Genomic DNA, 23,509 nt, shown 5'->3' with positions numbered 1-23,509 from the left:
CAGGGAGGCACCCCCTCGGGAGGCCCGGAAACGGGGTTCAGGCTCCCCTCCGCCGCCTCCCTCCCTGTTGCGGCATTGGGGCTTGCAGGATCGTGGTCAGCCTTGTGTGAATTCGTGGTAACTCGCGGGTATGCGAACCCCGCGGGCGGCTCCGTCCATCCGTCGAAGGACTTCTTGCGCCTCTTCCCACTCCAGATCCCCACTGGCGTGGAAATCCGCGAGCAATCGCGTGGTGTCCCAAGTCGTGAGGCTGCTGCGGGCCGCCATACGGGTCGCGTCCCGATCGTCGGTCAGCAGTACCGCCCCGGCGAGCTCACCTCGCGTGCGCATCGCGTGGATGGACTCAGCCTCTCCCAGGTGGAGAGTCGGCTCACTGCGGGTACCGCCGAGTGCGGTACGGAGGCGGCCGACGTCCTTCTGGTCCTCCTTCCGGTTCAGCTCGATCGGCTCACCGAGCCAGCTCTCATCGAGCAAAGGCCGCAGTCCCGGAAAGTTGTGGACCCACTTGCGCAGTTCGGCATCCACAGCCTGTGTGCAACGAGGCGTGCGTACCGAAAGGCCCGACTTGAGCAATTCCATATCGCCTGATGCAGCAAAGTTGATCACAGAGCAGGCGTCGGTCACCAGGATCGTCACGGAGTGAACACCGGTTCCTTGTCCTCGGCCACCTCGCTCGCCGCTCCGTCCAAAGCCTCATGGAGCAGGTCTGCCTCGCAGCCGAGGACGCGCGCCGGCCACTGAGCGCTGATGTCGCCAGCCACGAATGCCCGCAGAGAACGCTCCACAAGCGCCTCGGGGAGCCGCTGCCTGCTCTGATGCTTGACCAGCTCAAAGTAGCGGTCTTCCCAGCCGCCCTCTCGCGCCGCCTCGGCTGCGGGCATACGGGCGAGGCGGCTCCGCTCGGCGTCATCGACGAGGCCCAGGTTCTTGAGCCGCCAAGCCAGTGCATCTGAGGAGACAAGGAAATCGCCGACCATAGACGCGAACAATGCTGGCGTCACAGTGCCTTTGACTCGCTTCCGGATCTCCTGATCTGGCATGAGCAGCGCGGCGGCGAACGAGTTAGCCCGCATTTCCGGGATGCGGTGGTGCGTCGACATCACGTCCTCGTCGACAAGGAGGCCCCGTGTGTCAACGTCGCCCGCGAGATGATGTTCCAGTTCGTGAGCCAGAGTGAAGCGTTGGCGACTCCAGGCGGCATCGGTGTTGATCACTATGATGCGGCAGTCCTCGCTCCGCCAGGAGAGGCCGTCGAAGCCGGGGCCGAACGTCTGAGCACTGACGTGGATGCCGAAGGCGGCTTCGATCGCGCCGGGCATGTCAGCGCGGAAGCCATCGGCGAGGAGGGCGCGTGCAGCTTCAGCCAGCGTTGGGCCGTCGGCGATCGCTAGCCCGCTGAGTGTGGGGCGCTCCCAGTTGGCGAGTGGCGACATGCCCTGAGCGATTCCGAGATCGTTCAGTGCGGCCTCGGTCTCGTCGAGGCTCTCGGCGCGCTTCACGGCTGCCTCCCACGCTGGGGACTCGTGCGAGGCATCGCGGGCGGCGAGAGCGGCCGTAGGCGGCTGCTTCCCTGTGAGCAGATAGTCCACGGTTGTACGGAAATGCTCCGCGATGGCCGCCAGCTCGTAGGTAGAGAAGTGGCGATCTCCACTGAGGGACAGGGACAGCTTCGGGTTCGTGATTCCGATGGCCTCGGCCAACTGAGTCTGGTTCATCCCCGCGACTTGCATCAGTGACCGGACGCGGTTCTGTAGGGCTTCTTCCTCGTTCGGCATGCCTCCAGGGTACCCGGTTTTTTCGAAAATCGAAACAGGTTGCAGGGCCTCTCACCTGCGTGAACGATCTCCAGCAGCGCGAAAACTGCTGCTCAAGCAGCTTGCGGGGACGTTGGGTCGCGAGGGGCGTTTTGCCAGCGCGTCACCCGTCGTGTCCTGCTGCCTGGCGGGGGATCTGCGGAGGCCATACCGTCAGCCTGGCTCGCCCGGGGATCGCCCTCACGCTGGCCCATCCGCCTGAGCAAACCCCGCGATCAGGCGGAGCACGGCGAGACGTGCCCGGGCAGGCTCCCGGCATGACCGACGAAGAGCGCCTCGCGATCCTCGGCGCCGACACCGTTGCGAAGATCCGCGAGCGCGTGAAGCTCGCCCCGGAGCCGAGCGATGAGCTCGTCGAAGAACTCCGCCGCATCATGACCCGCCCCGCGGGTCCTGTACCGAAGGCGCGGCCGGCGCCAACCCGAGAGCAGGCCATCCGGGCGGCAGCCGAGGCGCTCCTCGACGCGGTCGCCGAGCGTGCATCCCGTACGCCCCGTGAGGCCGCGGAGGCGGCTTGGTATCCGGGCCACCGGCTCGGCTCCGTCGAGGCGGTCGAGGCGGAGATCTTCCGTCGGCGCAGGCAACCCGAGCCGTGACAGGAAGAGTCAGCAGTCCATGATGCAGAAGTTCGTGCGCAAACGCTGGCATTGGGTCATCACCATCGCGTGGCGTGAGGGTCGCGTCTGGCATGTGGGGACAGCGGATGCCGACTGCGGCCCGCTGCCCGGGGCCAGTCGCCAGGAGCTCTACAACCGCCTCTTCAGTAGGACGGCCAGGGATTATGGGGCCCCGCAAGACGCCTACGTGGTCTTCTTCTCGCTGGAGCCCGACGAACTCGTACCAGAAGAGTGATCTCGGGCGGTGCCCTCCGCGTTCAGTGCTTCCACACGTTTGGACCGCCGCCCCGCCACTCGATCAGGCCGGACTGCTCGACGTCCGTCTCGTCGACGTCCTCGACCCCGGCCCTGCGCAGGAACTCGGCGACGTCCCGCAGCGAGTAGGCCCGGCCGAGGAGCTCACCGTCGATACGCACGCGCCGGCCGCCGTACTCGTCAGGCGGGTACACGACCACGGGCATCACGGACGCCATGCCGCCAGGCTCGCTCAGCATGCGGCTGCCCGCATCCTCACCCGATCCTGACGTGGACAGCCCCGGCGCAGGATCAGCGCCTCATGGTGCTCCGTCGGCGCCCCCTGCTGGGGCGTGACCGCCGTCGTGCCTCAGCCTCCTCCTGCGCAATCTGAGCGATGACCGCAAGGTCCGACTCGCTGAACATCAGCTTCTTCCCCAGGTACCTACCGGGGAACGGGCGGCCCTTGCTGCCGTCGGCGGGGCGGTTGAACCCGTTGCGGAGCCAGCGCTCGCCACTCTGGGTGGGGTCGTCCACGCTCCGGATACCGAGTCGTACGGGGGCCTGCTTGATGTCGTAGAAGTTCTCAAGGATCGGGCTGACAGGTTCGCTGCGGCGCTGCTCTCTCTTCATGGCAGATCGCTCCCCACCTTCCGCTTCGTCCAGCGGACCCCGGGGGGCAAACCCTGCGATCGAGTGGAACACGCCGGCGGGAGTCGTGAGGCCTGAGACGGCGCGGGCCCCAGTTCAGCGCCAAGCTCCGGCTGCGCATCGGTCGGCGGATGCACAACGCGTGGCGCCGAACCCGTGACGCCGGAGCCCGGTGAGCGGGAAGATGCCCCATGGCTTCCGCAGTCCGCATCCTCGGGATAACCGCCGCCGCCGTGCTCCTCACTGGCGGCGGCTTCGCCGCTGGTCGCCTCACAGCCCCCGACCCCGACACCACCGCCGCCGGTTGTGCGGAGCCCCGGAAGCTGTACCAGGAGTACCTCGACGGCGCCTCGTCTGGCGGTGATGGACCGGTGGAGGAGAAGCGGACCAACGGCCGGTTGCTGGCCAACATGGTCCTGCAGAACCCCGGGTGCTTCAGCACCACCCAGCTCGCGTACGCGCAGACGTTCCTCGACACGATCGACCAAGGCGTGCAGCAAGACACCGTCAACGACTTGCGTAACGACATGGAGGAGTGCGTCGAGGCCGCTACCGACGACTACTCCTGGAGCAACTGCTGATTCGCGAGCAGGCTCCACATTTTGCATGACGCAATCCATGCTTTTGAAGATATGGTGCCGTGCATGCCAGACCGCTACGCCTTCACCGCCAGGGCGCAACAGCTCGCCCAGTACATGACGCTCACCGAGATGGAGCAGGCATGCAACGGGGTTCGCAAAGCTTCATGGTGGGGCCGCGTCGCCCGATACGACGAGACCACCCAGCCCCCGTTCTACGACTCGGAGATAGCAGGGATCGCTGCGCTCTTTGGCACGACTCAAGACCAGGTACGAGCCATGATTGTCGAAGAATGGTTCGGCATCGCGCCGCCCCGAGTCTCCGGTCGAGTCAAGCTCATCGCACCTCAGGTCGACGCTCTCGCCGAAGGCGACTTCCATCTGGTCGAGGGACTTGTGAACCGCCTAGCTCCTCAGCAGTCCAGCGAGGACAAGTGGACGCCGAGGGCTGCGAAGTAGCCACGGTCCTGTTTCTTGGACTCCCCTGGTGTGCCAGACGAGTGCCGTCAAGGCGAGAAATGCGCAGGTCAAAGCCAACCAACCGCATCCTCTATGCGGTTGGATGGCGGTCCGGCAGGGGCACAGCGCTCAGGCGTCCGTACTGCGCCGCACCTCTTTGCGGATTGCGGCCTCCATCTGCTTGTACGTGTCGCGCGCCGCATCTGCTGCCGCAGCCATGGGCGCCTGTTGGTCTTTCTGGCCCATCCGGACGCGCACCAAGTGCGTGTTGAAGCCCTGGACCGCGCTAAAGAAGGCCATGGCCTTGTCATGGACATCTGACCTCGCAATCACCCTGATCTGCGAGAACAGCCTGTTCAGTTCATCTGGGTCGCTCTCTTCCAGATCCGCATCCGGGAAGACCGCCCATTCACGGGCGTTGTCCACAGCCCGGGCGCCGACCCGCAAGAGATCCGCGTATGCCGTGATACGCCGGTCCCAGACCAACTCGGCGCGATGGCTCGTGCGGCGCATCCGTTCGGCGACGAATGGGCCGGTCACGGTTCCCGCGAGTGTTCCTACGATGCCCACAATGGCGACTAGGAGCGCGTCATCCATCTCCTCCAGCCTCCTACGACCCCTGCCGAAGATCGCTCCGTCGACGCGCACACGACCGCTTCTGGTCAGCGACGACGGATCCGATCAATCGAATGGATCCGGTCACACCTTCAGCATCATCCGGGGCGTAGGGGCGCGCATCCGGGCGGTTCGTGGAAGCCCCATCGCGGCCGTGACGAGCTGTCTGGATGCCTTTCGTGTGCCCACGGCCGCCGCATACGCTCCCGCCCATGACCGACTTCCTCCAGGTATCCACCGCCACCCCCACCCGCGACCAAGCCGTTGAGCTTGCCCGTACCGCCGTCGCCGAACGGCTCGCCGCCGGCGCGCAGATCATCGGCCCCATCACCTCCGCGTTCTGGCACAACGGAGAGTTCGGCACCGGCGAGGAATGGAAGCTGCTACTGACCACCACCCGGGCCCGCTACCCCGAGCTGGAGGCCCACCTGCTGAAGCACCACCCGTGGCAGAACCCCGAGATCGCAGCCGTCGCGATCGAGGCCGGGTCGAAAGGCTGCCTCGACTGGATCGCCACGAACACCACCCCCGCCGAGTAGGTCAGCCGCGAGCCTGCTCCAAGACATCGGCGACCGCAGGCAGCGCCTCGTGCTCGCCGAGGCGATGCAGGACCGGCGCGAGCCGCTCACGGGGCCGCACCGACGCCACCCCCGAGGACAGGTCGAGGGCGCGGCCCGTGACCTTGGCCGCCTGCTCGACCTCCCCCGCGGTCAAGTACGAGTCGGCGAGCCACGACAGGTACAGCGCCTTGTCCCGCGCGTGCGAGTCGTCGTACCGGGCGAGCGCCGCTTCGAGGACGGGCACCGCGCGGAGCGGGCGGCGCAGCTCGGTCCAGCACCGGCCGGACATGATCTGCAACTCAGTCTCGTCGACCCATGCCGCCCAATCCGGCTGCGGTGCGCCGTCGACCTCGGCGAGCGCCGCCCGGGCGGCGTCCAGTGCGCGCTCCGTCTCGTCGGCGTTGCCCGCCACTGCGTGCGCCCACGCGAGCCGCTCGTATAGGAGCGCCCGTACGCCCGGCGCCGCGTCCGGGCCAGCCGTAGCGCACGAGCGGGCAGCGGTCTGCACCGCGGCCTGCCGGTCCTCCCGCAGCCCCTGATACGCCAGGAAGGCCAGCGCATTCCCGGCGAGCGCCGCATCCCCCGCATCGACCGCGGCTATCCGGCTCGCCTCGTACAAGCCACGCGCCTCGGCATGCCGGCCGCCGTCGAACGCCGCCCAACCGGCTTGCTGCGCCTGCTCGGCGAGCACCGACAGCAGCCCGCGCCCGGTCTCCTGCGTGTACGTACGGTGCCGCAGCAGTGCCCTGGTGGACTGGTACTCGCCGAGGTAGGTGCGGTAGGTGTCGCCGCCGCCGAGGACATCGTCGAGGCGCCGTAAGCGCGCGGTGCGCTGACGCAGCTTGGCGGGGAGGTCGCCGCCGACCCGGCCGCCCGTCGCAGGGCGGGACAGCTCGGGGAGGCCGACAGCGAGACTCGCCGCCGCCGAGGTCTTCAGGAACTCCCGGCGCGGTGCAGCAGTGGCCGGCCCGTCGGGCGGTATCTCCCACGGCCGCGCCGCGAGCCCCACCATGTGGCCCGGGATCCGGAACACGTCGGCGATGCGAACGATCTTCTCGAACGAGGTCACCTTGCCGTTGCCCTTGGCGAGCGTGCCGACCCGTTCCGGCTTGATGCCGCACTCCGCGGCGATCTGCGAGTAGCTGATGCCCGCCTCGGCGCGGGCGACGTAGAACACCGTCCCGAAGTCGTGGGCAGCCAGGGCGGATCGCACGTCGGGGCGCTCAAGGAGTTCACGAGGGAGCGCAGTTGGCGGTTCGTGACCGGTCATGGGGTGCCCCGTCGCGCTTGGTGATGGCGTGGTCTGACGTGAGGGTACCCATGATGGGTACCCCTCGGCGGGAAGTCAGAAGCCGTATGCGCTCGCAAGGTTGAGCCTTCAGACCCCGGCGAGGTGGTGGCCTCCCGGGGCGTGGCCGATCGCTTCGAGGGAGCGCCGACAATGCCAAGAAGTACCACGCCGCCCGCCGCCACGGCAGAGCGGACGCCGGTCGACCTGGACACCATGCGCGCCACCGCGCGCCGCCTCCTCGCCGAGGACTCCGAGCTGCCCATGCCCGACGAACTGGACACGCTCACACTCCAGTTGCGCGGGCACATCATGCTCACAATCCCCGAGGTGGAGACCGCAGCCCGCCAGCTCCCCGAGGACGACGTGCCGCGCGCCTGCGCCCTGGCGTGCATCGGCGAGGCACGCATCCGCCTCGGTCTCGAACCCGGCCGTAACCTGCCCGCCGGCATCGCGCACGCCCAACGCCTCGCCCGGTCAGTCAACGCCCTGTGTGACCACCTGGAGAACCTGGGCGGCGATCACCGGTGACCGGCGCCCCGCCCATCTGCCGGGCCTGCGACGTGCCGATCGAGGATGCGGACGACGCCGTCTACGTCGGACATGAGCCCAGCAACTCCGGGCCCGGGTGGGCTATCTGGGCGCACCGCGCGCACGTCGACCTCTTGGAGCCGGACCAGGCGGCGACCCGCATCCTCGCCCGCGTCCTCGTTGCCCGCGCCCTGTCGGGCGAGTGACCGACGCCCCACGGCTCCCCTCCCACCCGAGGCCGTACACCTCCGGCGGGAGGGGTGCGCAAGGCCCCGCCCCGGAGCCTCCACCCATGGACAGGTCACGCCCCGGGGCGGGGCGGCAAGTCCCCGTCAAGAGACCGACCGGCTTTGACCGTAGTCGGCCGACCAGCCGAAGGGAGGTAGCCATGCGCAGCACCCTGGGAAACGTCCGAACCTGGCCGCCCGTGCCGCAGCCGCCGGACGACCCACCCACGCCCCCGCCGAACGACAACACCCCCGGCGGCGTGACCACGCCTAGGAGAAGCTGACATGCCCGCTCGCAACGGCTACAAGCCACCCACCCAAAAGGACCTCGACGAGGAGGAGTGGAGGCTGGACAACGTCCGCGGGCGCCGGTACTGCCCGGTCCACCCCACTCAACAGATGATGCCTGTCCTGTTCGGGATGGACGTGTGTCCTCTGGCCCACGGAGAGGCGGAAGCCGAGTCGAGCGGTTCAGTCAGCAGCCTGAACGAGTAGGTTCCCGGCGCCCCGTCCATGCTCACCCCGTCAAAGGTCACACGGCCGAGGCGCCTTGGCTCCCAACCCTCACGAGAGGAGGGGAACACGTTGAGGATAGATGTGCCGGCGACGACGCCGGGACCGGATCCGCCGGGCGGCCCACCGCCAGGCGGCCCGCCTCAGCCGCGCAGGCAGGAGAACCAGCCTCAGCGGTGAACGGCCACTGACCGGCCCCGCTCGTCTGCCTCCCCCGTGGCGGATGGGCGGGGCCTCCCTCGACTCCCGCCCGCCCTCAGCACCCCAGGCGACACGAGGGCGGGCGGGTGACGGCCTTCCCGAAAGCCCGTACACGCTGCCTCCCCGTGCGGCAGGATGCCCGCTCAGCCACACACCTTGGGGGACCATGCGTGTCCGCACAGTCGCCGCAGCGGCCCTGCTCGCCGCCACACTCACGGCCTGCCTGCCCGGCAGTGACGACAACGCGGCCCCGCTGCCATCTTCGAGCAGCGCGCCAGCCGATGACCCGCGAGACGACTGCCTCGCCGACCTCGTGAAGGCGTACCCGAGCCTCGACCCCGATACGCCGATGCTGGACCAGGTCGACACCTGCGCGAGCCTCGACGACACGGCCAAGAGCAGCGTCCTGGGCACGCTGAACGATTACGACGACGCGCACCGGGCTGCCGTCGACGCGGCAACGAGCGACGCGCCGTAGACATGCCTGAGGGGTGGGCACTGCCGCCCACCCCTCAGCCGTGCCACGCGCCCGCTGCTCTCGCGGTACGTGCCATGATCTATTCCAGCCTCCCCAGAGTGGCCTTCACGCCGCCGCGGGTGGAGACTTCCTGACGGCCGACGTCCACCCAGATCTGCCCGAACTCCTGAGTGCCGAGGCTCACGTTCAGCACGATCGGCCGGTCACCACCACGCACGGCAGGCGCCGCCCGCGCCCCACCGGGCGCCCCGCCGCGGGGCACGTTCAGCATCGACGCCCACGCCGGCTGAACCTTGCGGTTCCGCTCAATACCCAGCGCGAACCCATCCGCCGTAAAGCCGCCGATCTCCTCCATCACCTTCGACGGCGACCGGATCCCCAACGCCCGCTTCAGCGCCGACTCCATCTTCTTCGCCAGCAATAGCATGTGCCGCTCGATCTGGTCCTCCCGCGCCTTCAACCCCTTCACCAGACCCTCAGCCGCCCGGATCCCGGCCCCGTACATGGCGTCCGCCGCAACATCCCCCGCGGCCCGCGACTGGTTCGTCAAATGCGCCCGCAGCTTGTTCAACTGCTTGATCTGCGCGCCACTGCCGCCCAGGATCGCGGCCGCGGTCTCCATGCCGCCGCCCTCGACACCGGCCTGGGCGATCTCGGAGATCAGGCCCTTGTCCAGGCCGCGCTTCTTGAGCTGGTTGAGCATGACGGTGAACTGCTTCGCGTTCGACGCCGACGCGGTCATCTGGGAGAGCACCGTGTTGATCGTCACCCGGGAATCCTCGGCGTTCGCCGCCTTGGTGATGTTCGCCTCGGACACGATCCCCGCGGACACCGACGACTTGAGCTGGGCCGCTGCGTCCTTGAGGCTGTCGAGCCTGTCGCGGGCCTTCTCCAACGACGCGGTGACCTTCGCCAACGCCTTCTGATGGAAGATCAGATTGTCGCCGCCGTGCTTGAACAACGTCAGCAGCCGGGCCTCTTGCAGACCGTGAGTGGTCTTCAGGATGACGTTGCGCCACTTGTTCAGGGAGTCGACGAGGCCGCCCGACCCGGTGAGGGACTTGTTGATGCCGAGCTGGTGCACGAACTCGTCGTTGCGGTATCCGGCCCGTGTGCCGAAATAGCTCAGGGTGAGTTCGCTGCGTGCCTCGCGGCGGGCCTGCGCCTCAGCCTTCGTCACACCACCCCGCGCGAACCACTGCACGTCGCCGCCGAGGATGCTGACCGTCTCCTCGGCCACCTCGCGGGACCGTTGCCGCTTCGACGGGCCGAGGGGGATGTAGGCTTCGCCGCCGGTCTCCGGCTCCCCCCACACACGCCATGACCCGGCGGGGGCGATCTGTGCGATGTGGCTCTCGTTGCGGACACCGCCGTCGGCGTAGTACTTCACGATCCCGCCATCGGCCTGAAGGAGTCCGGCGATACCGCCGACCGCCGAGCCGACCTGCCGGTAGGCGACATTGATGTACGACGTGCCCACCACCCGGCCTGCGATCCCGCCGACCGCGTTGTAGAACGGGTTAGTGTTGGCGTTGATGCGTCCGGTCTTGTCCTTGACCCGTGCGGACAGCACCCTGCCGAGGACACCGAAGAACGGCTGGGCATTGCCGTCGATCTTGCCGGTCGCCTTCTTCCCGTCGAAGTCCTTCAGGCGCTTCTTCGCCTCCGCCAGGGCGTCCTCGGCCTGCTTCTTGTCGGCGGTCAGCTTCGCCCGGCGCTCCTTGGTCAGCTCCGGGTCCTTCAACTGCTCCTTGATGTGGTTGAGGTTCCCTTCCGCCAAGTCAACGTCCATCGACAGCTTCGCCCTGCTCGCACGCGGGATCGACTCATCCGCGAGGGAGTGCAGGCCCGCACCGATATCGCTAAGGCCAGCGAGCGCATCATCCTTGAACGTGCCAAAACTCCTGTCCCACTCCTTGAACTGCTCGCCCACGATCGGCAGGCCACCGAACTTGTCGGCGAGCTGGCTCACGATCAGGTCGACGCCTTCGAGGATCCCCCGGAACGTCCCGTGGAAGGCGTCGAACAGCTTCGGCGCCCACTCCAGCCCAGTGATCACCATGTCAGTGATGGCTTGCGCGACGCTGTAAAACGCAGTGCGCAGCGAGTTCTCGTTCCGGTCCACCCAGTCCGACAGCTTCGTGAAGCCGCCCGTCATGCCAGAAGTGTCGACGCCAGCCACCTGCAGCAGCGCGCCGAGCAGCGCCCCACCGACGTTCTTCGCGAACGACCCCGCGACCTCGCTGCCGATCCTGAAGACATCGACAACCGCATGCCAGCCATCGGCCATGATCCGCGCCACGGGCTTGGCGATCTCCATCAGGCCTTCGAAGACCACGGCCAGGCCGCGGAGCGCGTCGCCTGCGGTCCGCAACATCTCGCCCAGCAGCGGCCCGAACGCATCAGTGAACGACCCGGCGATCTTCCCCAGCGACGGCAGGAGGCTGTCATTCAGGAAGGAGCCCAAGCCGCTCAGCATCTGCGAGGATCCGCCGATGCCCTGCTCCAACTCCTTGAACATCGACGGCAAGCCGGTGTCCAGGAGCCCGCCGAGGAGGTTGTCCCACGCATCCAGCGCCGGCTGCGACTTGGTGCCGAAGTCGAGGAACGCCTGCGTGAACCGGCCGATACTTCCGGCGAACTCCTCTACCCACCTGGAGCCCATCTCGGCGTTCTTCGCCAGCGACGACTTGAACGCAGGCGAATCAGCGAACCTGGCGGCCTTCTCCGTGATCCGGCCGAAGGTGTCCGCGCCGGTCTCGATCACCGGAGTGAGATCCTTCATCGCCCCCTTCAGGCTCTTGACGGCCTTCTCGGTGTGCGGGGCGACCGCCTTGTTCGCGACCTTCTGCCACTCCTCGAACGGGCCCTTGAGCTCCTTCGCCTTCTTCTTCAGGTCATCCATCGCCAGCGCCGCGCCACCACCCACGGCCGCGAGCCCGGTCAGCATCGGGGCGACCGCGCCGATCGTCGGCAGCAGCGTCGTGCCAAGCGCCGCGGCCACGCCGATGAGCTGGCCGCGCAGGCCCATGCCGCCGCCAAGGTTCTGGCCGGCGTTCGCCGCAGACGAGGCGACGTCATCAAGCCGACCGCCGAGACCACGCAGCGTGACAACCGTGCCGTTCGCATTCCGCTGCAACTGGTTGATGTTCCGGTTGACGGAGTTGAACCCCGGGCCCGTCAGGTCCCGCACATGAACTGTGATCGTGACGTCGTCAGCCATCGAGGCCCCCCGCCATGCCGGCGAGCTCAATGTCGTCGAGTGCGGTCCACTCGCCCTCGGGCACGAAGCCCAGCCACCTGAGGCACTCGATGGTCTGGCTGTCCGTCCACGGGTCCGGGTAGGAGTCGAGGTCGTGGCCGACCTGCCTGGCGAACGCCCGGATGAACTTCATGACCAGCGGATCGTGAATGTCGCCCGTGCCCGCGAGCTCCCGCACCCGCAGGTACTCCCGCTCGGTGATGCCCTCCAGCCGGACCCTCGCGTCCCCCGCGTTGTCGAACTTCAGGAACACGCCGCCGTCGTGCCCTGGCTGGCTCCTGCGCGCCTTACGCGCCTTCTGGCGGCTCACCGGACCCCACCGCCCACCAACGAGCTCACAGCCCCGTCCAGCAGCCTGCGCCGCACCCTCACCACATCCGCCCGGAACTCCGGCCGCGACCGCCAACGCCGCACCGTCCGCCCCGACACCCCAACCTCGGGCCCTATCTCCTCCGTGCTGCGCCCCATCGCCAGCAGCACCGCCGCCCGCACCCGCGGCGGCAACTCCTCACGTCCAACACCGTCCATTATTGTCCACCTCCTACAAAGATCTTACGGCTGAATACATCTCTTCATGCAAAAACAGTCGCAACGATTGGAGGCATTCAACAAAAACAGCGGCGCCCAGCCCCTCCCGCAGGAAGAACCGGGCGCCACACCCCCGACAAGCCGCTCAGCGACCACCAACACGAAGCGGCAAACGCTTCGAAGGCGCCGCCCGCTTCGGCTCCGGCACCCCCGCCAACACGCCCGCCGCATCCTGCTCAGCCGACCGCGACACCCACTCCAGCGCCGCCACCACGAAATGGCTCTGCCCCAGCCGCGCCGCAACCATCCGATGCAGCACCCACGCCGCCAGCGCCCCCGGATCCACCTGCTCGAAAACCCGCCCCCGCACCTTCACCCGATACCGGTTCAACGTGCTGCAATCGCCACCCGACTCGCCCCCACGCACATCCAAACCGGCCGCCTCCAGCACCTTCGCATGCCCCTCGACCAGCGCGCTGTACGTCCTCCCCGCCTCCAGCACAGCCACGAGAGCCTCCTGCGCCCCCGCAACAGCCTCAACAAGCACACGCTGCTGCTCCTCCATCGCCGCAGCAGCCACCCGGATGTCCGCCTCAGCAGCCCGCTCCAACTCCGGCCGCGACGCCCGCCGCCGCTCCTCCACCACCTGCTCCTCAAACGCCGCCCGCAACTCCCGGGCATTCGCCCGCAACTGCGCCGCCAACCGCGACTCCTCCGTGTGGGTCGCCGCCGCGACCTCGGAATACGGATTCGCCTCCAGCGCCCTCGCCGCCTCATCCCGCACACGCTCCTGCTCGACCGCGTTCACCTCGGCCTGCCGCACCTGCTGTTCGGTGATCGTCACCATGTCCGTTACTCCTTGATCGACTCATCCGGTAACCAGGTGGACACACGTCCGCCCGGACCTGCTACTCGCCACCAGGGGTGCGCACCAGTGCGCACCCTTCCTCGTTACGCCGCTCTCACCGGCGGCGCCCGCTCCACAGCCGCCCGACGACGAGCCGCCTCCCGCTCCCGCCACGTCGTCCCGCCCCACACCCCCAACACCGGATGCTCCAACGCGAACGCCAAGCAGGCCTCCACATGGCCACAGCCCGCACACAACGCCCGCGCCGCCCCCGGCCGCAACCCATCCTCGAAGTACGCGTCAGGGGCCGCACGACACAGCACCAGCGGCCCCGGCTCCACCACGAACCCCGGAACCCCCCGAGCGACACCACCGGCCGCGCACCCGCAAAGTTGTGCCCGCTCACTCACGCCCCTGATGCATCTGCCAGTTCCACACCAACACCCCCACCCCGGCCACCGCGAACCCCGCAGTCACAGACCAGGTGAAAGCCGCCGTCGCCAACAACCCCAGACCGACCGCGTCCAACGCATCACCCCACGCGGCACCAACCACCCGGGCCGCCCGCTGCCACCGCGTCACCACGCACCCCGCCCCTCACGCCGCGCACGCTCCGCCGCCTCCCCAACCCGCCGACGCACCCCCTCACGCGTCACCGGACCAGGTCCCGTCGCCGGGCCAACCCTCTGCCCAGCCCGCACGACCGCCCACAACAGCGTGACCACCACCGCCGTCACACACACGACGACCACCGCACCGAACTCCCAGCCATTCACCCGAACCACTCCCTCCAACATCGCCACCAAACCGCCCCACACCAACCCCACCTACCTTGCAAATGCGAGGCGCACTCGCAACATCACCTCGCATGTGCCAGGCATCCGCCACACGACCTCTGCCTTACGACCACGGACCCAATCCCCCTCGCGCGCGGTAGTGATCAACTGCGGGCCCGGCCGCCGCAACGACCAGGCCCACGACGGTTACGCCGCTTCGAGCTCGTGCTCGCCGTACGCGCCAGCACCCGGGCCGCCCGGGAACTCGACGCCGTACCAAGGCCCGCGACAGGCGCGGCCGTCGGTGTCGCACGTGCCGCAGTACGCCTCGGTAGGCCACTGGTCGGTGATGCGTCCGACGGGGGCAGGGCCGATCCAGTCGGCTCGGAGTCGGGCGTTCCATCGGACGGTCTGTCCGACGGTGAACGCGTATGTCTGGGTGGTCATGTCGGTCCCTTCTAAGATGCTGTCGGGGTGGCCTGGCCGGCCGTTCGCGTGCGGGTCAGGCGTCGCAGGTGCAGCCGCCAGCCATGTCGAGGCTGGAGTCGTCGTGCAGCGGACAGGTCGGGCGCTCCCGGGTCAGGTGGGCCTCGATGTCGCCGAGGACCTTGGCGCTGAGCGGCAGGTGGGCGTTGATGACGTCCGCGTCGTTGGCGCCGAGACGGCGGAGTGCCTCGCGGTATCCGCGGTCGTAGGCGTTGCTCTCGATGCACTGGCCGCAGAGGTGGCGGGTGCCGGTCCAGAGGATCCAGTCGGGTTCGAGGTTGCGGGCGCAGTTGCTGCATGTGATGCCGCTGGGTGTCGGGGTGCCGTCCTTGAGGCTGATCACTTCGGCGTTCACGGTGCTGCTCCTTCGGTGTGGTGTGATCCTGGTTGTGGTGGCCGCGCCCAACTCGGATAGGCGCGGCCGCCGATGTCGTGCGGGTCAGGCCGCGGGCGGCCCGTCGAGCTGGTCCTTGAGGGTGAGCCGGTCCATGAGTTCGGCCACCTCGTTACGCCTCTCCTCGGGCATGAGCGCGAGCACCTGCCCCATGACGGAGCCTTCTGGCAGTAGCGCGAAGTAGGGGGCGCAGAGAGCGGCGACGCGCTCCAAGCCGGTGACTTCCTCGCCGATCAGGTCCATGTGCGCTTCCGCGAGGCGCTTGACGGCCTGGAGTTCAGGGGCGGTGCAGCTCCCGAAGGTCTCCCGCTCGTGGTCGGTCATGGGTCGCCCGTCTTTGTGGACCCAGTTGACGGGGGAGGTGGTCGCGTCGTGGATGAGGTCGGGCAGTAGCGCGTGGACGAACGTCACGACCTCGGGGCGAACGTTGTCGGTCATGGTGTTGCTCCTTCTCGGTTGGCCGGCCGCCGGTCGACGGCCGGAAGTCAGTGGTCGGACCCTGCTCCAGAGCTCGAGGAGGGTTCCTTGTCGTCGTGGCCGTCGTCGGGGTCGTCCTCGTCGGGGTCGGGCCGGACGCCGAACGGGCCGGGCTCGCCCGGCTGTCGAGCACCGAGCGCCGAGGCACCGCGGACACGGTGAAGGGTGCGGATCACGCGGCGCGCTCCCATCCGTCGAGCCGCGCCGACGCCTCGTACACGGCCCGCAGGTCGGACACCTCCCCCGCCGTAGCACCCGGAGGCACCGGGATACGCTTCCACCGGCACCACCCGAGCTGCTTCGACGACGGAGGCCTCTGCCTCCAGCCCGCGCCCCGCTGCGCCAACTTCCAGGCCGCACGCTGCGCGTAGCGCTCCGCCCACTGCATCGCGAACTCCAGCGGGTACTCCGGATCCGGAGAAGGCGGCCGTACGCCCTCCGCGGGCGACCATCGGCGGATCCGGTACGAGCCCGGCTCATCGCCCGGCAGAAGGAAGTACAGGAGGTCTCCGGCGGGAATGAACCACGTGCCGCCGTCGGTGCGCAGCCACCGGATCGGGGACTCGTCGAAGAGGTTGATGTCCTGCCAGTCGACCGCGACAGCGCGCAGGCCCGGAAGAGCGTCGGGATCGTCGTCGAGAGCGGCCGCCGCCAACGACTCCCCGTCCTTCACGGTCAGCTCGCGCTCGGTCAGATCGGCGAGGGTGGCGAGCTTGTGCCGGGTCGCAGCGCCCATGACGTCGAGGACCAGGGCGTCACGCTTGCCCTGCCACGGGCGCAGGACACGACCCACCATCTGCACGTACAGGCTGGCGGACTTCGTGGGGCGGGCGATGACGGCGCAGGAGGCCCACGGCGCATCCCACCCCTCCGTGAGGAGCATCGCGTTCGTCAGTACCTGGATGTCGCCGTCCGCGTACGCCTTGAGGGTGGCGGCCCGTTCCTCCCTGGGCATGTCGCCCCACACCGCGGCGGTACGGATGCCGCGGGCGGTCATCACCTCGGCCATGGTCTTGGCCGTGTCAACGGTCGGGGTGAAGACAACGCCGGGCCGGTCGGCGGCGAACTCCAGGTAGGCGTCCGCGACAACCGCGGCCGCGTTGGACTCGTCGAGGGCCTGCGCGAGCTGGCCGTCCTGAAGGTCGCCGGCTCGCGTCTTGACGGCGTCGAGGTTGAGCCCGGCGACGCGGACGGCCTTACCTCGGACGTTGACCAAGTAGCGGTCGGCGATCATTTCGAGGATGTCGCGCTTGTAGACGATGTCCTGCCAGGTCTCGGCGAGTCCGCCGTCCTCGCGCTTCATGGTGGCGGTGAACCCGACGCAGGGGGTGGGCTGTTCGGTGGCGAGGCAGCCGAAGTGGTCCAGCACCTCCATGTAGGTGTTGGCCGGGGCGTGGTGCGCCTCGTCGACAACGACCAGGCCGACGCCCTTCACGGCTTCCCGGCGGTGCGGGCGGGCGAGGGTCTGCACGGAGGCGACGACGACGTCCCTGCCGTCGTGCTGGTCGTGTTCGGCCTTGACGATGCCGACGTTGAGGCCGGGGGAGACGGCTCGGATCTTGGCGGCTGCCTGCTGGATGAGCTCGTCGCGGTGAGCGATGATCAGGGTCTTTATGCCGCGGCCGTGCTGCTCGGTGGCGAGGTGGGAGAAGACGACGGTTTTGCCGGCGCCGGTGGGGAGCAGGACGGCCGGGCGGGTGCACCCGTTGTTGATGGCGCGGTAGACGGCGTCGATCGCCTGTCGTTGGTAGGGGCGTAGGGGGAGCGTCTCGGACATGGGGGTTCACCTCGGTTCGTATCTCGTGCCGGTCGAGCCGTGCAGTGGGCGGGCGTAACGCCGTCGGGGGTCTGCGGTACATCTGCGTTACGCTTTGCGTTACGCCCGAAAATGCCCTCTGACCTGCACTTTTCTTTTAAAGATCTAGGTATGTAACTCAGTAACTCAGGGGAGACACCCACATGCGCGCTCGCACGTGCGCACACGCATGCGTGAGTGACTTTTGGGGTGTGTGTTTCTGGAGAATGCGTTACGCCCCCGAATCCGGCTTTGACCTGCGGAAAGGACGTAACTCACGAATGCGTTACACGGGCTCACAGCGCCCCCTGGACGGTGTCCTCGTCGGCCAGCGCCGCCTTGGTGAACACGAAGCACTTCGTTACGCGGCCATCCACGCGGGTGGGGATCAGATGCTGCGGCCGCTGCTTCTCACGGAGTTCGAGGTAGCCCGCCTCGATCCACCCGCCGAGCACGGCGTCCAGCGAGTAACCGGCCTCAGCGAGAATCCCCTTCAGTCGCTGCGGCAGGACGGCCACCTTCATCTCGCCGCCCACGTGTTTCGCGGCCCCGAGCCATCCGCGGAACGGTGGCCGGTCGCCGTCGTACGTTGCGCCGTGCAGCTCCCACTGATGTGCCGCGAGGTACTCGCGGACCACGTCCATGGCCATCTCTGGCCGGTTGTCCGTGGCGCTGAAGGATGTGAACAGCCTGTTCCACTGGTCGTCTGACAGCGGCTCGTACGGCAGCAGGCCCGCCCGGTGGGCCAGCCGCTCCCCGAGCGCCAGCGCCGCAACCATCGGCGCCCGCCGGGCCGTCATGTCGTTGCCCCCGCGGAACGCCGTCTGCAACTGCTTGTGCCAGTCCCGCAGCCGCTCGACGCCGCCGGGCTGGTTGAGCCGCTCCAGCAGGTACGCCACGAACGCCGGGCCTGCGTGGCCGAAGTTGGCGAGCACCCCGTCACGGACCTTGACCGCGTCCTCGCCGCCGTTCCGCCCGAAGGGCGGCACCGTGGTTCCGAGGACTCGGGGCGCGGCACCCTGGCTTGTGGTGAACGACTGGATAGACCGCTCACCGGACGACAGCAGGATTGTCTGCCAGGGCAGCATGCTGCCGTAGGCGCCGCCGGATCGGGCTTTGCCGTGGTTCATGGGGACCTGATAGAGCACCTCGTCGATGAGGCCCTCGTCGGTGACGGCCATCGTCTCGTCGAACACCGTGGGCAGACCGCGCACGAGGTTGAGGCGCTTCTCGATGGCGTACAGGGTGGTGCGCCAGTTAGACATGGCGTCGGACTGGACGCTCGGGTTGGCCCACACGCTGAGGGCGCACTGCAAGGACGTGGTCTTGCCGCCCGTGCTGCGCGAGGAGAAGTCCAGGGTGAAGGAGTCCGCGCCGAGCGGTTCAAGGAGCGGAGCGGCGAACGCGGCCGCCACTGCGACGCGAGGCACGAGGTGGCCTTTCAGCACCTTCACGGCTTCCTGCCAGCCATCGAGGGTTCCGCGCTTGCCGTGCGCTTTCGCCGGCCCGCGCATCTCCTCGTACGTCACGTCGACCGTGACGCCCTCGTCGGGCGAGGAGACGAATGATCCGTCGGGCTGCCAGCCGAGCCAGCGCGCGAGCTGCTTGCTGGGGATGCGGCCGACGTTGGCAGCCTCGAACTCTGCCAGCCACCGCTCTAGAAGTCGGGCGTCGCCCTCGACGGCGGGCAGGCCCGCGCCTCCGAGCTGCTTGACGAGTTCACGGCCGCGCTTGGAGATCTCGCGGGAGATCACTCGGGAGACGATGCGGCGGGTGCCCCTGCTGTGGTCGAACCAGGACAGCTTGACGAACTGGTCGCCCTCTGGGTCCTCGAAGGTTGAGGCGACGACCAGGGGCGCGAAGGTGAACTTCACCCAGACCTCGTTGTCCTTGCCGATCACCCGCTTCATGGCGACCCCGCCAGCGTTGACGCGGTAGCCCTTCGGCGTAGCGATGGACGCGGGAAGCCCGAACGTCGTGAAGTCGAAGCCGACTTCTGGGGCACGCGACTCCTCGGCCGGAGCGTCGTCGTCCGCGAGGGCATTTGCCCCGTCCGTGGGCGGCACGTCCGAGCCTGCCTTCGGCACCGCCCGGAGGTGCCGTTCCGGAGCCTCGCGGGGAGCCTCGGTGAGGTCGACGTCCACCAGCGCGTCGATGCTGTGACCCGCCTCCAGGTGATCGGACAAGTCCGCGTGCTCGCGGTCGACCAGGCCGCGGACGACTCGAACCGATGCGGCCTTGCCGGTGAGGTCGGCCAGTGCGGCACGGGCATGCGCGTAACCGGCCTCGTCGTTGTCCGCCACGATGACGACGTGCGCGCCCTTCAGGGTGTCGCCGTACTCCGGGCGCCACTTGGGACGTTGGCCCTCCTTGGCCGCGCCGTCGTAGTTGCAGGTGGCCACAACGCCAGCGCGCTCGGCCGCGTGGACGTCCTTCTCTCCCTCGCAGACGTAGATCGTCTGGATTTCCTCGATGGCACTGAGGATGCGTGGCAGCCGGTACAGGACACGGCGGGCCGGGTTGGGGCCGGTGAACACTTCCTTCCACTGCTTCCGCCCGCCAGTGAGTGGCTTGTAGATGCGGAAGGTTTTGGGAAGCCCGCGTTCCTTGACGAACACCACGGCGCCGCGCTCGTCGGTGTATTCGTAGGAGGCGATCCATTCCGTCTTGCGCTTGCCGCCCTCCTGCATGGCGTACAGCTCTTTCCATGAGGTGTTGAGGGCGGCGAGTACGTCATCGGTGTGGCAGCCAGCCTGGCAGTTGATCAGGGGCATGCCGTCGTTGCCCTTGTTGACCGACAGGGATGCTTGACGGTCCTCGTGCGCAGGGCACTGCCAAGATGCGCCGCTTCCGCGGCTTCCGTGGCTTCGCAGCGCGCTGATGACGGAGTTGTGCGGAGTCACGCTGAAGTCCTCGCGGGGAAGGCGGCCGTGGTGGCGCGGTCGCGGGGCGATCTGTGGGGGAAGCAAGAAGGGAGCGCGACGTGCCCCCGCCGTGAGTGGCGGGGGCTGTCGCGGCCGGCGCGGCTGGTCATGCGCCGTCTTCCGCAGCTACGCGGTGAGCTACGACCGCGACCATGCCGTCCATGGCGCTCTCGTAGTGGCTTCCGCAGGCGGGTACGTCGTTGTCGCCCGGCTGGGCGGGGTGGATCCGCAGCACGGACACCGCGGGGTTCGGGCAGGAGATGCAGGTTGCGCCTCGGGGGAGGTCGGCGAAGATGACGGGGATTCCGCGTGCGTTGAGGTCGCGTACGTGAGCGGTGGCCTGGTCGTGAAGCGCGATCTCCATCGCGGTGGGCTCAGGCGCATCCGCGCCTGGCTGCGGCATACTGAGCACCGAAGCTCCTTTCAGAACGGCGGCGCATACGGGTTGCAGGCCCGCGCCGCCGTTCGGCATTCACGGTTGGATGTGTGGGCTTCCGGCCCCCGGCTCACAGGCGTTGGCGCGCCTGCTGGGGGCCGTTCTCATGCCGCCTCGGTGTGCGGCTCGGCGTCGCTCCAGACGAGGACGCGAAGACGGGCGATCTGCTCGGGCGAGAGCGGCGGCGCCTCGTCAACCACGGCCTGAACGTGCCGCCAGTAGCGGGCCCCGGCCATGTCGCCTCGGGCCTCGCACTCGGCAGCGAGCTGCTCGGCGTCCATCAGGCGGCCGCCTGACCCGACAGGTAGCTGTGCACATCCGAGAGCCGGTATCGCACGCGTCCCGCTCGCCCTTCGCTGAGCTTGGTGTACGGGATGCCGATCTTCTGGGACCGGTGGTTCGCGAGCGTCTGCTCACTGAGTTTGGTCATCTGGGCTACCTCGCGGGGAGTGAGCCACTCGTCCTGTTGCTGGGCCGTGCAGTCCGCGGTCCTAGTCCTGGACACAGCCGCTCCTTGTCCTGATTTTCCATGCAAGACTTGCGATATCGCGGTAACTTCCGGGATAGTGCAGACGCTAGCCGACCGATAGGCCCCGTCGCAACTATCCAGGCAACATCTGGAAAATCTCGACGATTGCGGGGCTCTCAAGACAGGGCAGGGTGGAATGAATGGGTGCTACGGCACGCACTGTGGCCGACAACGTCAGGCGGCTGCGCACCGCGCGAGGCATGAGCCTGCGCGCGCTGTCAGGCGAACTGAAGAAGGTCGGGCACCCGCTGAGCGCGGACGCCCTGAACAAGATTGAGAACGGCCGGACCCCGGCCGCAGGCGCGGAAGAGCCAAAGCAGGTGCGCCGAGTCGACGTCGACGACCTCATGGCACTTGCCCAGGCCCTCCGCGTATCTCCGGAATCCCTGCTCCTGCCATGGACGGAGACCTCAAACACACCTGTCGAAGTCACGGGTGCCGGCGCCGTCGAGGCGCGGAGAGCCTGGGAGTGGGCCAACGGTCAGAAGCCCATGACCGTCTGGGATGAAGGAGACCGGTACGGCGAGCTGCTGCGCTTCCGCGTCGACTCAACGCCCGCGTGGGCCCGAAGCCCGCTGGACAACCAGTACAACGAGATGCTGACCTCGTCCGTCGCGAAGCTAGCGAAGTTCGAGGGCAAGGGGCGTGTGGAGCTCGACCGCACCGGCATCTCCGTGTATGACACCGATGGCCGACTCGTTGAGCGCACCGAATGGACCATGAAGCAGACCAAGGCAGAGGAATAGCAGAGCCCCCAGGACTGCCGCGCCCCGACGGCGACCGAGCCGAAGACGCTGGCAACTCAGACCCGAGGCGTCCGCCATGGGTGTGAGCGGCCGGCGTCGTCGACGGCCGCAGCCGACAGCAGCGCCGCCCCGGCCGCGCTCAACTCCAGCACCGCGGCGAGCGACTCCGCGACCCGCACCGACGGACAACGCTCCCCGCGCTCCAGCTTCGACACGTAGTCCGGCCGGACGCCGACCGCTGCCGCCACCGCACCCTGAGACAGCCCGGCATCCTCGCGCGCCTGGCGCAGCGCCTCGCCGAGCCCAACCGGGGGCGTACGACGCTCCCTTACTGTCGCCTGCATACAGTCGACGATACGCACGCCCGCAACTCCCCCACCGAAAACTGCCATGGACCTAGGGCCACCCGCTCTATATTGGATAATCTCGGTTATCCAATAACTACGGGGGAGTTGAGCCGTGAACCTGCCCGCACCTCGAACCGCCACTGGGACCAAAGTCTCGACGGTCCGTCACGACCCGCGCGACGACTGGCCCGACGAGGCCCGCGCCCTCCGCGCCGAACTCGCCGCCATCTACGGCGACGATGACCCGCTTCCCGACCTGGCGGGCGGGTGGGTCGCACGGCAGCGGTCCGCCAACACCCGCAAGGCGTACGTCCGTCGCTTCCGCCTGTGGGAGGCATACGCCCGCGGCGCCGGCGTCCACCCGCTTCAGGCCAAACTGCCGCTCGCCGACGCGTACTCCCGACACCTTGAGACCGCGCCCACCCTCGTACGGGTCAAGGGCGGCCGCCGAGGAGAAACGGCCCCAACCGGCAGGCCGCTGTCCCCGTCCGGCCGCGCTCAAGCCCTCTCTGCGGCCGGGTCGTTCTACACCTACGCGGCCCGGCTCGGCGCCGTCCCCTCCGACCCGTTCGCGGCCGTCGCACGCCCGGACATCGACCCCGACCACTCCAGCACCGAGGGCCTGACCCCCGACGAGACCGCGCGGCTACTGGAGACGGCTCGTGCCCACAACCCCCGCTCGTACGCCCTGGTGGCGCTTCTCTACCTGCTCGGCCCTCGTGTCGACGAGGTGCTGTCCCTCGACGCCGACCAGCTCGGCTACGACCGCGGGCACCGCACGCTGCCGCTGCGCCGGAAGGGCGGCCGCGTCCAGGCGGTGCCCGTGCCGCCGCTCGCCCTTGATGCGCTGCTGACGTACCTCGACGGTCGTACGGACGGACCGCTGTTCACCACCAACTCGGGACGCCGCTGGTCCGAGCCGGAGGTGTGGACGCACCTGCGGGTGCTCGCCCGCCGCGCCGAGCTGCCGCAGGCCGACAGCATCAAGCCCCACGCCCTGCGCCACGGGTTCATCACCGACTCGCTCGAGGCGGGCGTTCCTCTGCACGAGGTGCAGGACGCTGCCGGCCACCGCGACCCACGTACGACGCAGCGGTACAACCGGCGTCGCGGGCGCCTCGATGGCCACCCGGCCTACAAGGTGGCCGCCGCCATGGCGGAACGCCTCGAGGGCCGGGAGACCGCCGACGGATGAG

The 23,509-nt window shown here is 68.5% G+C and carries 32 protein-coding genes; 11 read left to right on the top strand and 21 right to left on the bottom strand.

The window, feature by feature from the left end:
- Window positions 1-96: 96 nt before the first annotated feature.
- Entirely contained in the window at window positions 97-636 is a 540-nt protein-coding gene (locus ACP4J3_RS06335; RefSeq protein WP_426531256.1) for a hypothetical protein, read from the bottom strand.
- Complete coding sequence (locus ACP4J3_RS06330) at window positions 633-1,775, bottom strand: helix-turn-helix domain-containing protein (RefSeq protein WP_426531254.1); 1,143 nt, start codon at window positions 1,773-1,775, stop codon at window positions 633-635. Before ACP4J3_RS06330 ends, ACP4J3_RS06335 begins: the two co-directional genes overlap by 4 nt.
- Window positions 1,776-2,071: 296 nt before the next feature.
- Here ACP4J3_RS06330 and ACP4J3_RS06325 point away from each other — a divergent pair, with 296 nt between their 5' ends.
- Complete coding sequence (locus ACP4J3_RS06325) at window positions 2,072-2,410, top strand: hypothetical protein (RefSeq protein ID WP_426531252.1); 339 nt, start codon at window positions 2,072-2,074, stop codon at window positions 2,408-2,410.
- Between the two features lie 19 nt (window positions 2,411-2,429).
- Entirely contained in the window at window positions 2,430-2,666 is a 237-nt protein-coding gene (locus tag ACP4J3_RS06320; protein ID WP_426531250.1) for a hypothetical protein, read from the top strand.
- A gap of 22 nt (window positions 2,667-2,688) precedes the next feature.
- Here the strand turns inward: ACP4J3_RS06320 and ACP4J3_RS06315 are convergent, their stop codons facing one another.
- Both ACP4J3_RS06315 and ACP4J3_RS06310 read right to left on the bottom strand, forming a co-directional pair.
- Window positions 2,689-2,904: a hypothetical protein gene (locus ACP4J3_RS06315; RefSeq protein WP_426531491.1), complete on the bottom strand. Its 216-nt coding sequence runs from the start codon at window positions 2,902-2,904 to the stop codon at window positions 2,689-2,691.
- 73 nt (window positions 2,905-2,977) lie between these two features.
- A complete protein-coding gene (locus ACP4J3_RS06310) occupies window positions 2,978-3,298 on the bottom strand; it encodes a hypothetical protein (protein ID WP_426531248.1) in 321 nt (106 codons plus the stop codon).
- Window positions 3,299-3,507: 209 nt separating this feature from the next.
- On the opposite strand from ACP4J3_RS06310, the gene ACP4J3_RS06305 reads away from it, so the two are divergent.
- Both ACP4J3_RS06305 and ACP4J3_RS06300 read left to right on the top strand, forming a co-directional pair.
- Complete coding sequence (locus ACP4J3_RS06305; protein ID WP_426531246.1) at window positions 3,508-3,897, top strand: hypothetical protein; 390 nt, start codon at window positions 3,508-3,510, stop codon at window positions 3,895-3,897.
- Between the two features lie 63 nt (window positions 3,898-3,960).
- Entirely contained in the window at window positions 3,961-4,353 is a 393-nt protein-coding gene (locus tag ACP4J3_RS06300; protein ID WP_426531244.1) for a hypothetical protein, read from the top strand.
- 129 nt (window positions 4,354-4,482) lie between these two features.
- On the opposite strand, the gene ACP4J3_RS06295 is transcribed toward ACP4J3_RS06300, so the two are convergent.
- Complete coding sequence (locus tag ACP4J3_RS06295) at window positions 4,483-4,950, bottom strand: hypothetical protein (RefSeq protein WP_426531242.1); 468 nt, start codon at window positions 4,948-4,950, stop codon at window positions 4,483-4,485.
- A gap of 230 nt (window positions 4,951-5,180) precedes the next feature.
- Between ACP4J3_RS06295 and cutA the strand changes: the two genes are divergently transcribed.
- Window positions 5,181-5,507, top strand: a complete 327-nt coding sequence (gene cutA, locus ACP4J3_RS06290) for a divalent-cation tolerance protein CutA (RefSeq protein WP_426531240.1) — start codon at window positions 5,181-5,183, stop codon at window positions 5,505-5,507.
- Between the two features lies 1 nt (window position 5,508).
- On the opposite strand, the gene ACP4J3_RS06285 is transcribed toward cutA, so the two are convergent.
- Window positions 5,509-6,798, bottom strand: a complete 1,290-nt coding sequence (locus ACP4J3_RS06285) for a helix-turn-helix domain-containing protein (protein ID WP_426531238.1) — start codon at window positions 6,796-6,798, stop codon at window positions 5,509-5,511.
- Between the two features lie 171 nt (window positions 6,799-6,969).
- Here ACP4J3_RS06285 and ACP4J3_RS06280 point away from each other — a divergent pair, with 171 nt between their 5' ends.
- From ACP4J3_RS06280 to ACP4J3_RS06265, 4 genes are all read left to right on the top strand, one after another.
- Window positions 6,970-7,347 (top strand): DUF6415 family natural product biosynthesis protein, encoded by a 378-nt coding sequence (locus tag ACP4J3_RS06280; protein WP_426531236.1) that lies wholly within the window; start codon window positions 6,970-6,972, stop codon window positions 7,345-7,347.
- Window positions 7,344-7,553, top strand: coding sequence for a hypothetical protein (locus ACP4J3_RS06275; RefSeq protein ID WP_426531234.1), 210 nt, complete (start codon window positions 7,344-7,346; stop codon window positions 7,551-7,553). Before ACP4J3_RS06280 ends, ACP4J3_RS06275 begins: the two co-directional genes overlap by 4 nt.
- 182 nt (window positions 7,554-7,735) lie before the next feature.
- Window positions 7,736-7,858: a hypothetical protein gene (locus ACP4J3_RS06270; protein ID WP_426531232.1), complete on the top strand. Its 123-nt coding sequence runs from the start codon at window positions 7,736-7,738 to the stop codon at window positions 7,856-7,858.
- Window positions 7,859-8,454: 596 nt separating this feature from the next.
- On the top strand, window positions 8,455-8,766 hold the full coding sequence (locus tag ACP4J3_RS06265) for a hypothetical protein (RefSeq protein WP_426531230.1): 312 nt from the start codon (window positions 8,455-8,457) through the stop codon (window positions 8,764-8,766).
- 79 nt (window positions 8,767-8,845) lie between these two features.
- On the opposite strand, the gene ACP4J3_RS06260 is transcribed toward ACP4J3_RS06265, so the two are convergent.
- The 14 genes from ACP4J3_RS06260 to ACP4J3_RS06195 form a co-directional block, all read right to left on the bottom strand.
- Complete coding sequence (locus ACP4J3_RS06260) at window positions 8,846-11,989, bottom strand: hypothetical protein (RefSeq protein WP_426531228.1); 3,144 nt, start codon at window positions 11,987-11,989, stop codon at window positions 8,846-8,848.
- On the bottom strand, window positions 11,982-12,338 hold the full coding sequence (locus ACP4J3_RS06255; RefSeq protein ID WP_426531226.1) for a hypothetical protein: 357 nt from the start codon (window positions 12,336-12,338) through the stop codon (window positions 11,982-11,984). The genes ACP4J3_RS06260 and ACP4J3_RS06255 overlap by 8 nt, the downstream gene beginning before the upstream one ends.
- The gene (locus ACP4J3_RS06250; protein WP_426531224.1) at window positions 12,335-12,556 is read right to left on the bottom strand and encodes a helix-turn-helix domain-containing protein; all 222 of its coding nucleotides are present in this window, start codon (window positions 12,554-12,556) and stop codon (window positions 12,335-12,337) included. Before ACP4J3_RS06250 ends, ACP4J3_RS06255 begins: the two co-directional genes overlap by 4 nt.
- Window positions 12,557-12,701: 145 nt before the next feature.
- The gene (locus tag ACP4J3_RS06245) at window positions 12,702-13,403 is read right to left on the bottom strand and encodes a hypothetical protein (RefSeq protein WP_426531222.1); all 702 of its coding nucleotides are present in this window, start codon (window positions 13,401-13,403) and stop codon (window positions 12,702-12,704) included.
- A 104-nt stretch (window positions 13,404-13,507) separates the two neighbouring features.
- Window positions 13,508-13,726 (bottom strand): WhiB family transcriptional regulator, encoded by a 219-nt coding sequence (locus ACP4J3_RS06240; RefSeq protein ID WP_426531489.1) that lies wholly within the window; start codon window positions 13,724-13,726, stop codon window positions 13,508-13,510.
- Between the two features lie 660 nt (window positions 13,727-14,386).
- Window positions 14,387-14,626: a hypothetical protein gene (locus ACP4J3_RS06235; protein ID WP_426531221.1), complete on the bottom strand. Its 240-nt coding sequence runs from the start codon at window positions 14,624-14,626 to the stop codon at window positions 14,387-14,389.
- Window positions 14,627-14,681: 55 nt separating this feature from the next.
- A complete protein-coding gene (locus tag ACP4J3_RS06230) occupies window positions 14,682-15,020 on the bottom strand; it encodes a hypothetical protein (RefSeq protein WP_426531219.1) in 339 nt (112 codons plus the stop codon).
- Window positions 15,021-15,104: 84 nt separating this feature from the next.
- On the bottom strand, window positions 15,105-15,497 hold the full coding sequence (locus ACP4J3_RS06225; RefSeq protein WP_426531217.1) for a hypothetical protein: 393 nt from the start codon (window positions 15,495-15,497) through the stop codon (window positions 15,105-15,107).
- 47 nt (window positions 15,498-15,544) lie between these two features.
- Window positions 15,545-15,712: a hypothetical protein gene (locus ACP4J3_RS06220; RefSeq protein ID WP_426531215.1), complete on the bottom strand. Its 168-nt coding sequence runs from the start codon at window positions 15,710-15,712 to the stop codon at window positions 15,545-15,547.
- On the bottom strand, window positions 15,709-17,313 hold the full coding sequence (locus ACP4J3_RS06215; protein WP_426531213.1) for a DEAD/DEAH box helicase: 1,605 nt from the start codon (window positions 17,311-17,313) through the stop codon (window positions 15,709-15,711). The genes ACP4J3_RS06220 and ACP4J3_RS06215 overlap by 4 nt, the downstream gene beginning before the upstream one ends.
- A 314-nt stretch (window positions 17,314-17,627) precedes the next feature.
- Window positions 17,628-20,105 carry a DUF927 domain-containing protein gene (locus tag ACP4J3_RS06210; RefSeq protein ID WP_426531211.1) on the bottom strand — a complete coding sequence of 826 codons (2,478 nt, stop codon included), beginning with the start codon at window positions 20,103-20,105 and terminating at the stop codon, window positions 17,628-17,630.
- 256 nt (window positions 20,106-20,361) lie between these two features.
- Window positions 20,362-20,667 (bottom strand): hypothetical protein, encoded by a 306-nt coding sequence (locus ACP4J3_RS06205; protein WP_426531209.1) that lies wholly within the window; start codon window positions 20,665-20,667, stop codon window positions 20,362-20,364.
- Between the two features lie 128 nt (window positions 20,668-20,795).
- Window positions 20,796-20,972: a hypothetical protein gene (locus ACP4J3_RS06200; protein WP_426531207.1), complete on the bottom strand. Its 177-nt coding sequence runs from the start codon at window positions 20,970-20,972 to the stop codon at window positions 20,796-20,798.
- Complete coding sequence (locus ACP4J3_RS06195; protein ID WP_426531205.1) at window positions 20,972-21,196, bottom strand: helix-turn-helix transcriptional regulator; 225 nt, start codon at window positions 21,194-21,196, stop codon at window positions 20,972-20,974. The genes ACP4J3_RS06200 and ACP4J3_RS06195 overlap by 1 nt, the downstream gene beginning before the upstream one ends.
- A gap of 185 nt (window positions 21,197-21,381) precedes the next feature.
- On the opposite strand from ACP4J3_RS06195, the gene ACP4J3_RS06190 reads away from it, so the two are divergent.
- Window positions 21,382-21,966, top strand: coding sequence for a helix-turn-helix domain-containing protein (locus ACP4J3_RS06190; RefSeq protein WP_426531203.1), 585 nt, complete (start codon window positions 21,382-21,384; stop codon window positions 21,964-21,966).
- 56 nt (window positions 21,967-22,022) lie between these two features.
- Here the strand turns inward: ACP4J3_RS06190 and ACP4J3_RS06185 are convergent, their stop codons facing one another.
- Window positions 22,023-22,328: a helix-turn-helix domain-containing protein gene (locus ACP4J3_RS06185; protein ID WP_426531201.1), complete on the bottom strand. Its 306-nt coding sequence runs from the start codon at window positions 22,326-22,328 to the stop codon at window positions 22,023-22,025.
- Window positions 22,329-22,425: 97 nt separating this feature from the next.
- Between ACP4J3_RS06185 and ACP4J3_RS06180 the strand changes: the two genes are divergently transcribed.
- Complete coding sequence (locus ACP4J3_RS06180) at window positions 22,426-23,508, top strand: tyrosine-type recombinase/integrase (protein WP_426531199.1); 1,083 nt, start codon at window positions 22,426-22,428, stop codon at window positions 23,506-23,508.
- Window position 23,509: the final 1 nt, after the last annotated feature.

This window comes from Streptomyces sp. UG1 (assembly GCF_049974585.1).
GTDB lineage: Bacteria > Actinomycetota > Actinomycetes > Streptomycetales > Streptomycetaceae > Streptomyces.
The sequence above is the reverse complement of the archived record's forward strand: the minus strand, read 5'-3'. Positions and strand labels throughout refer to the sequence as shown.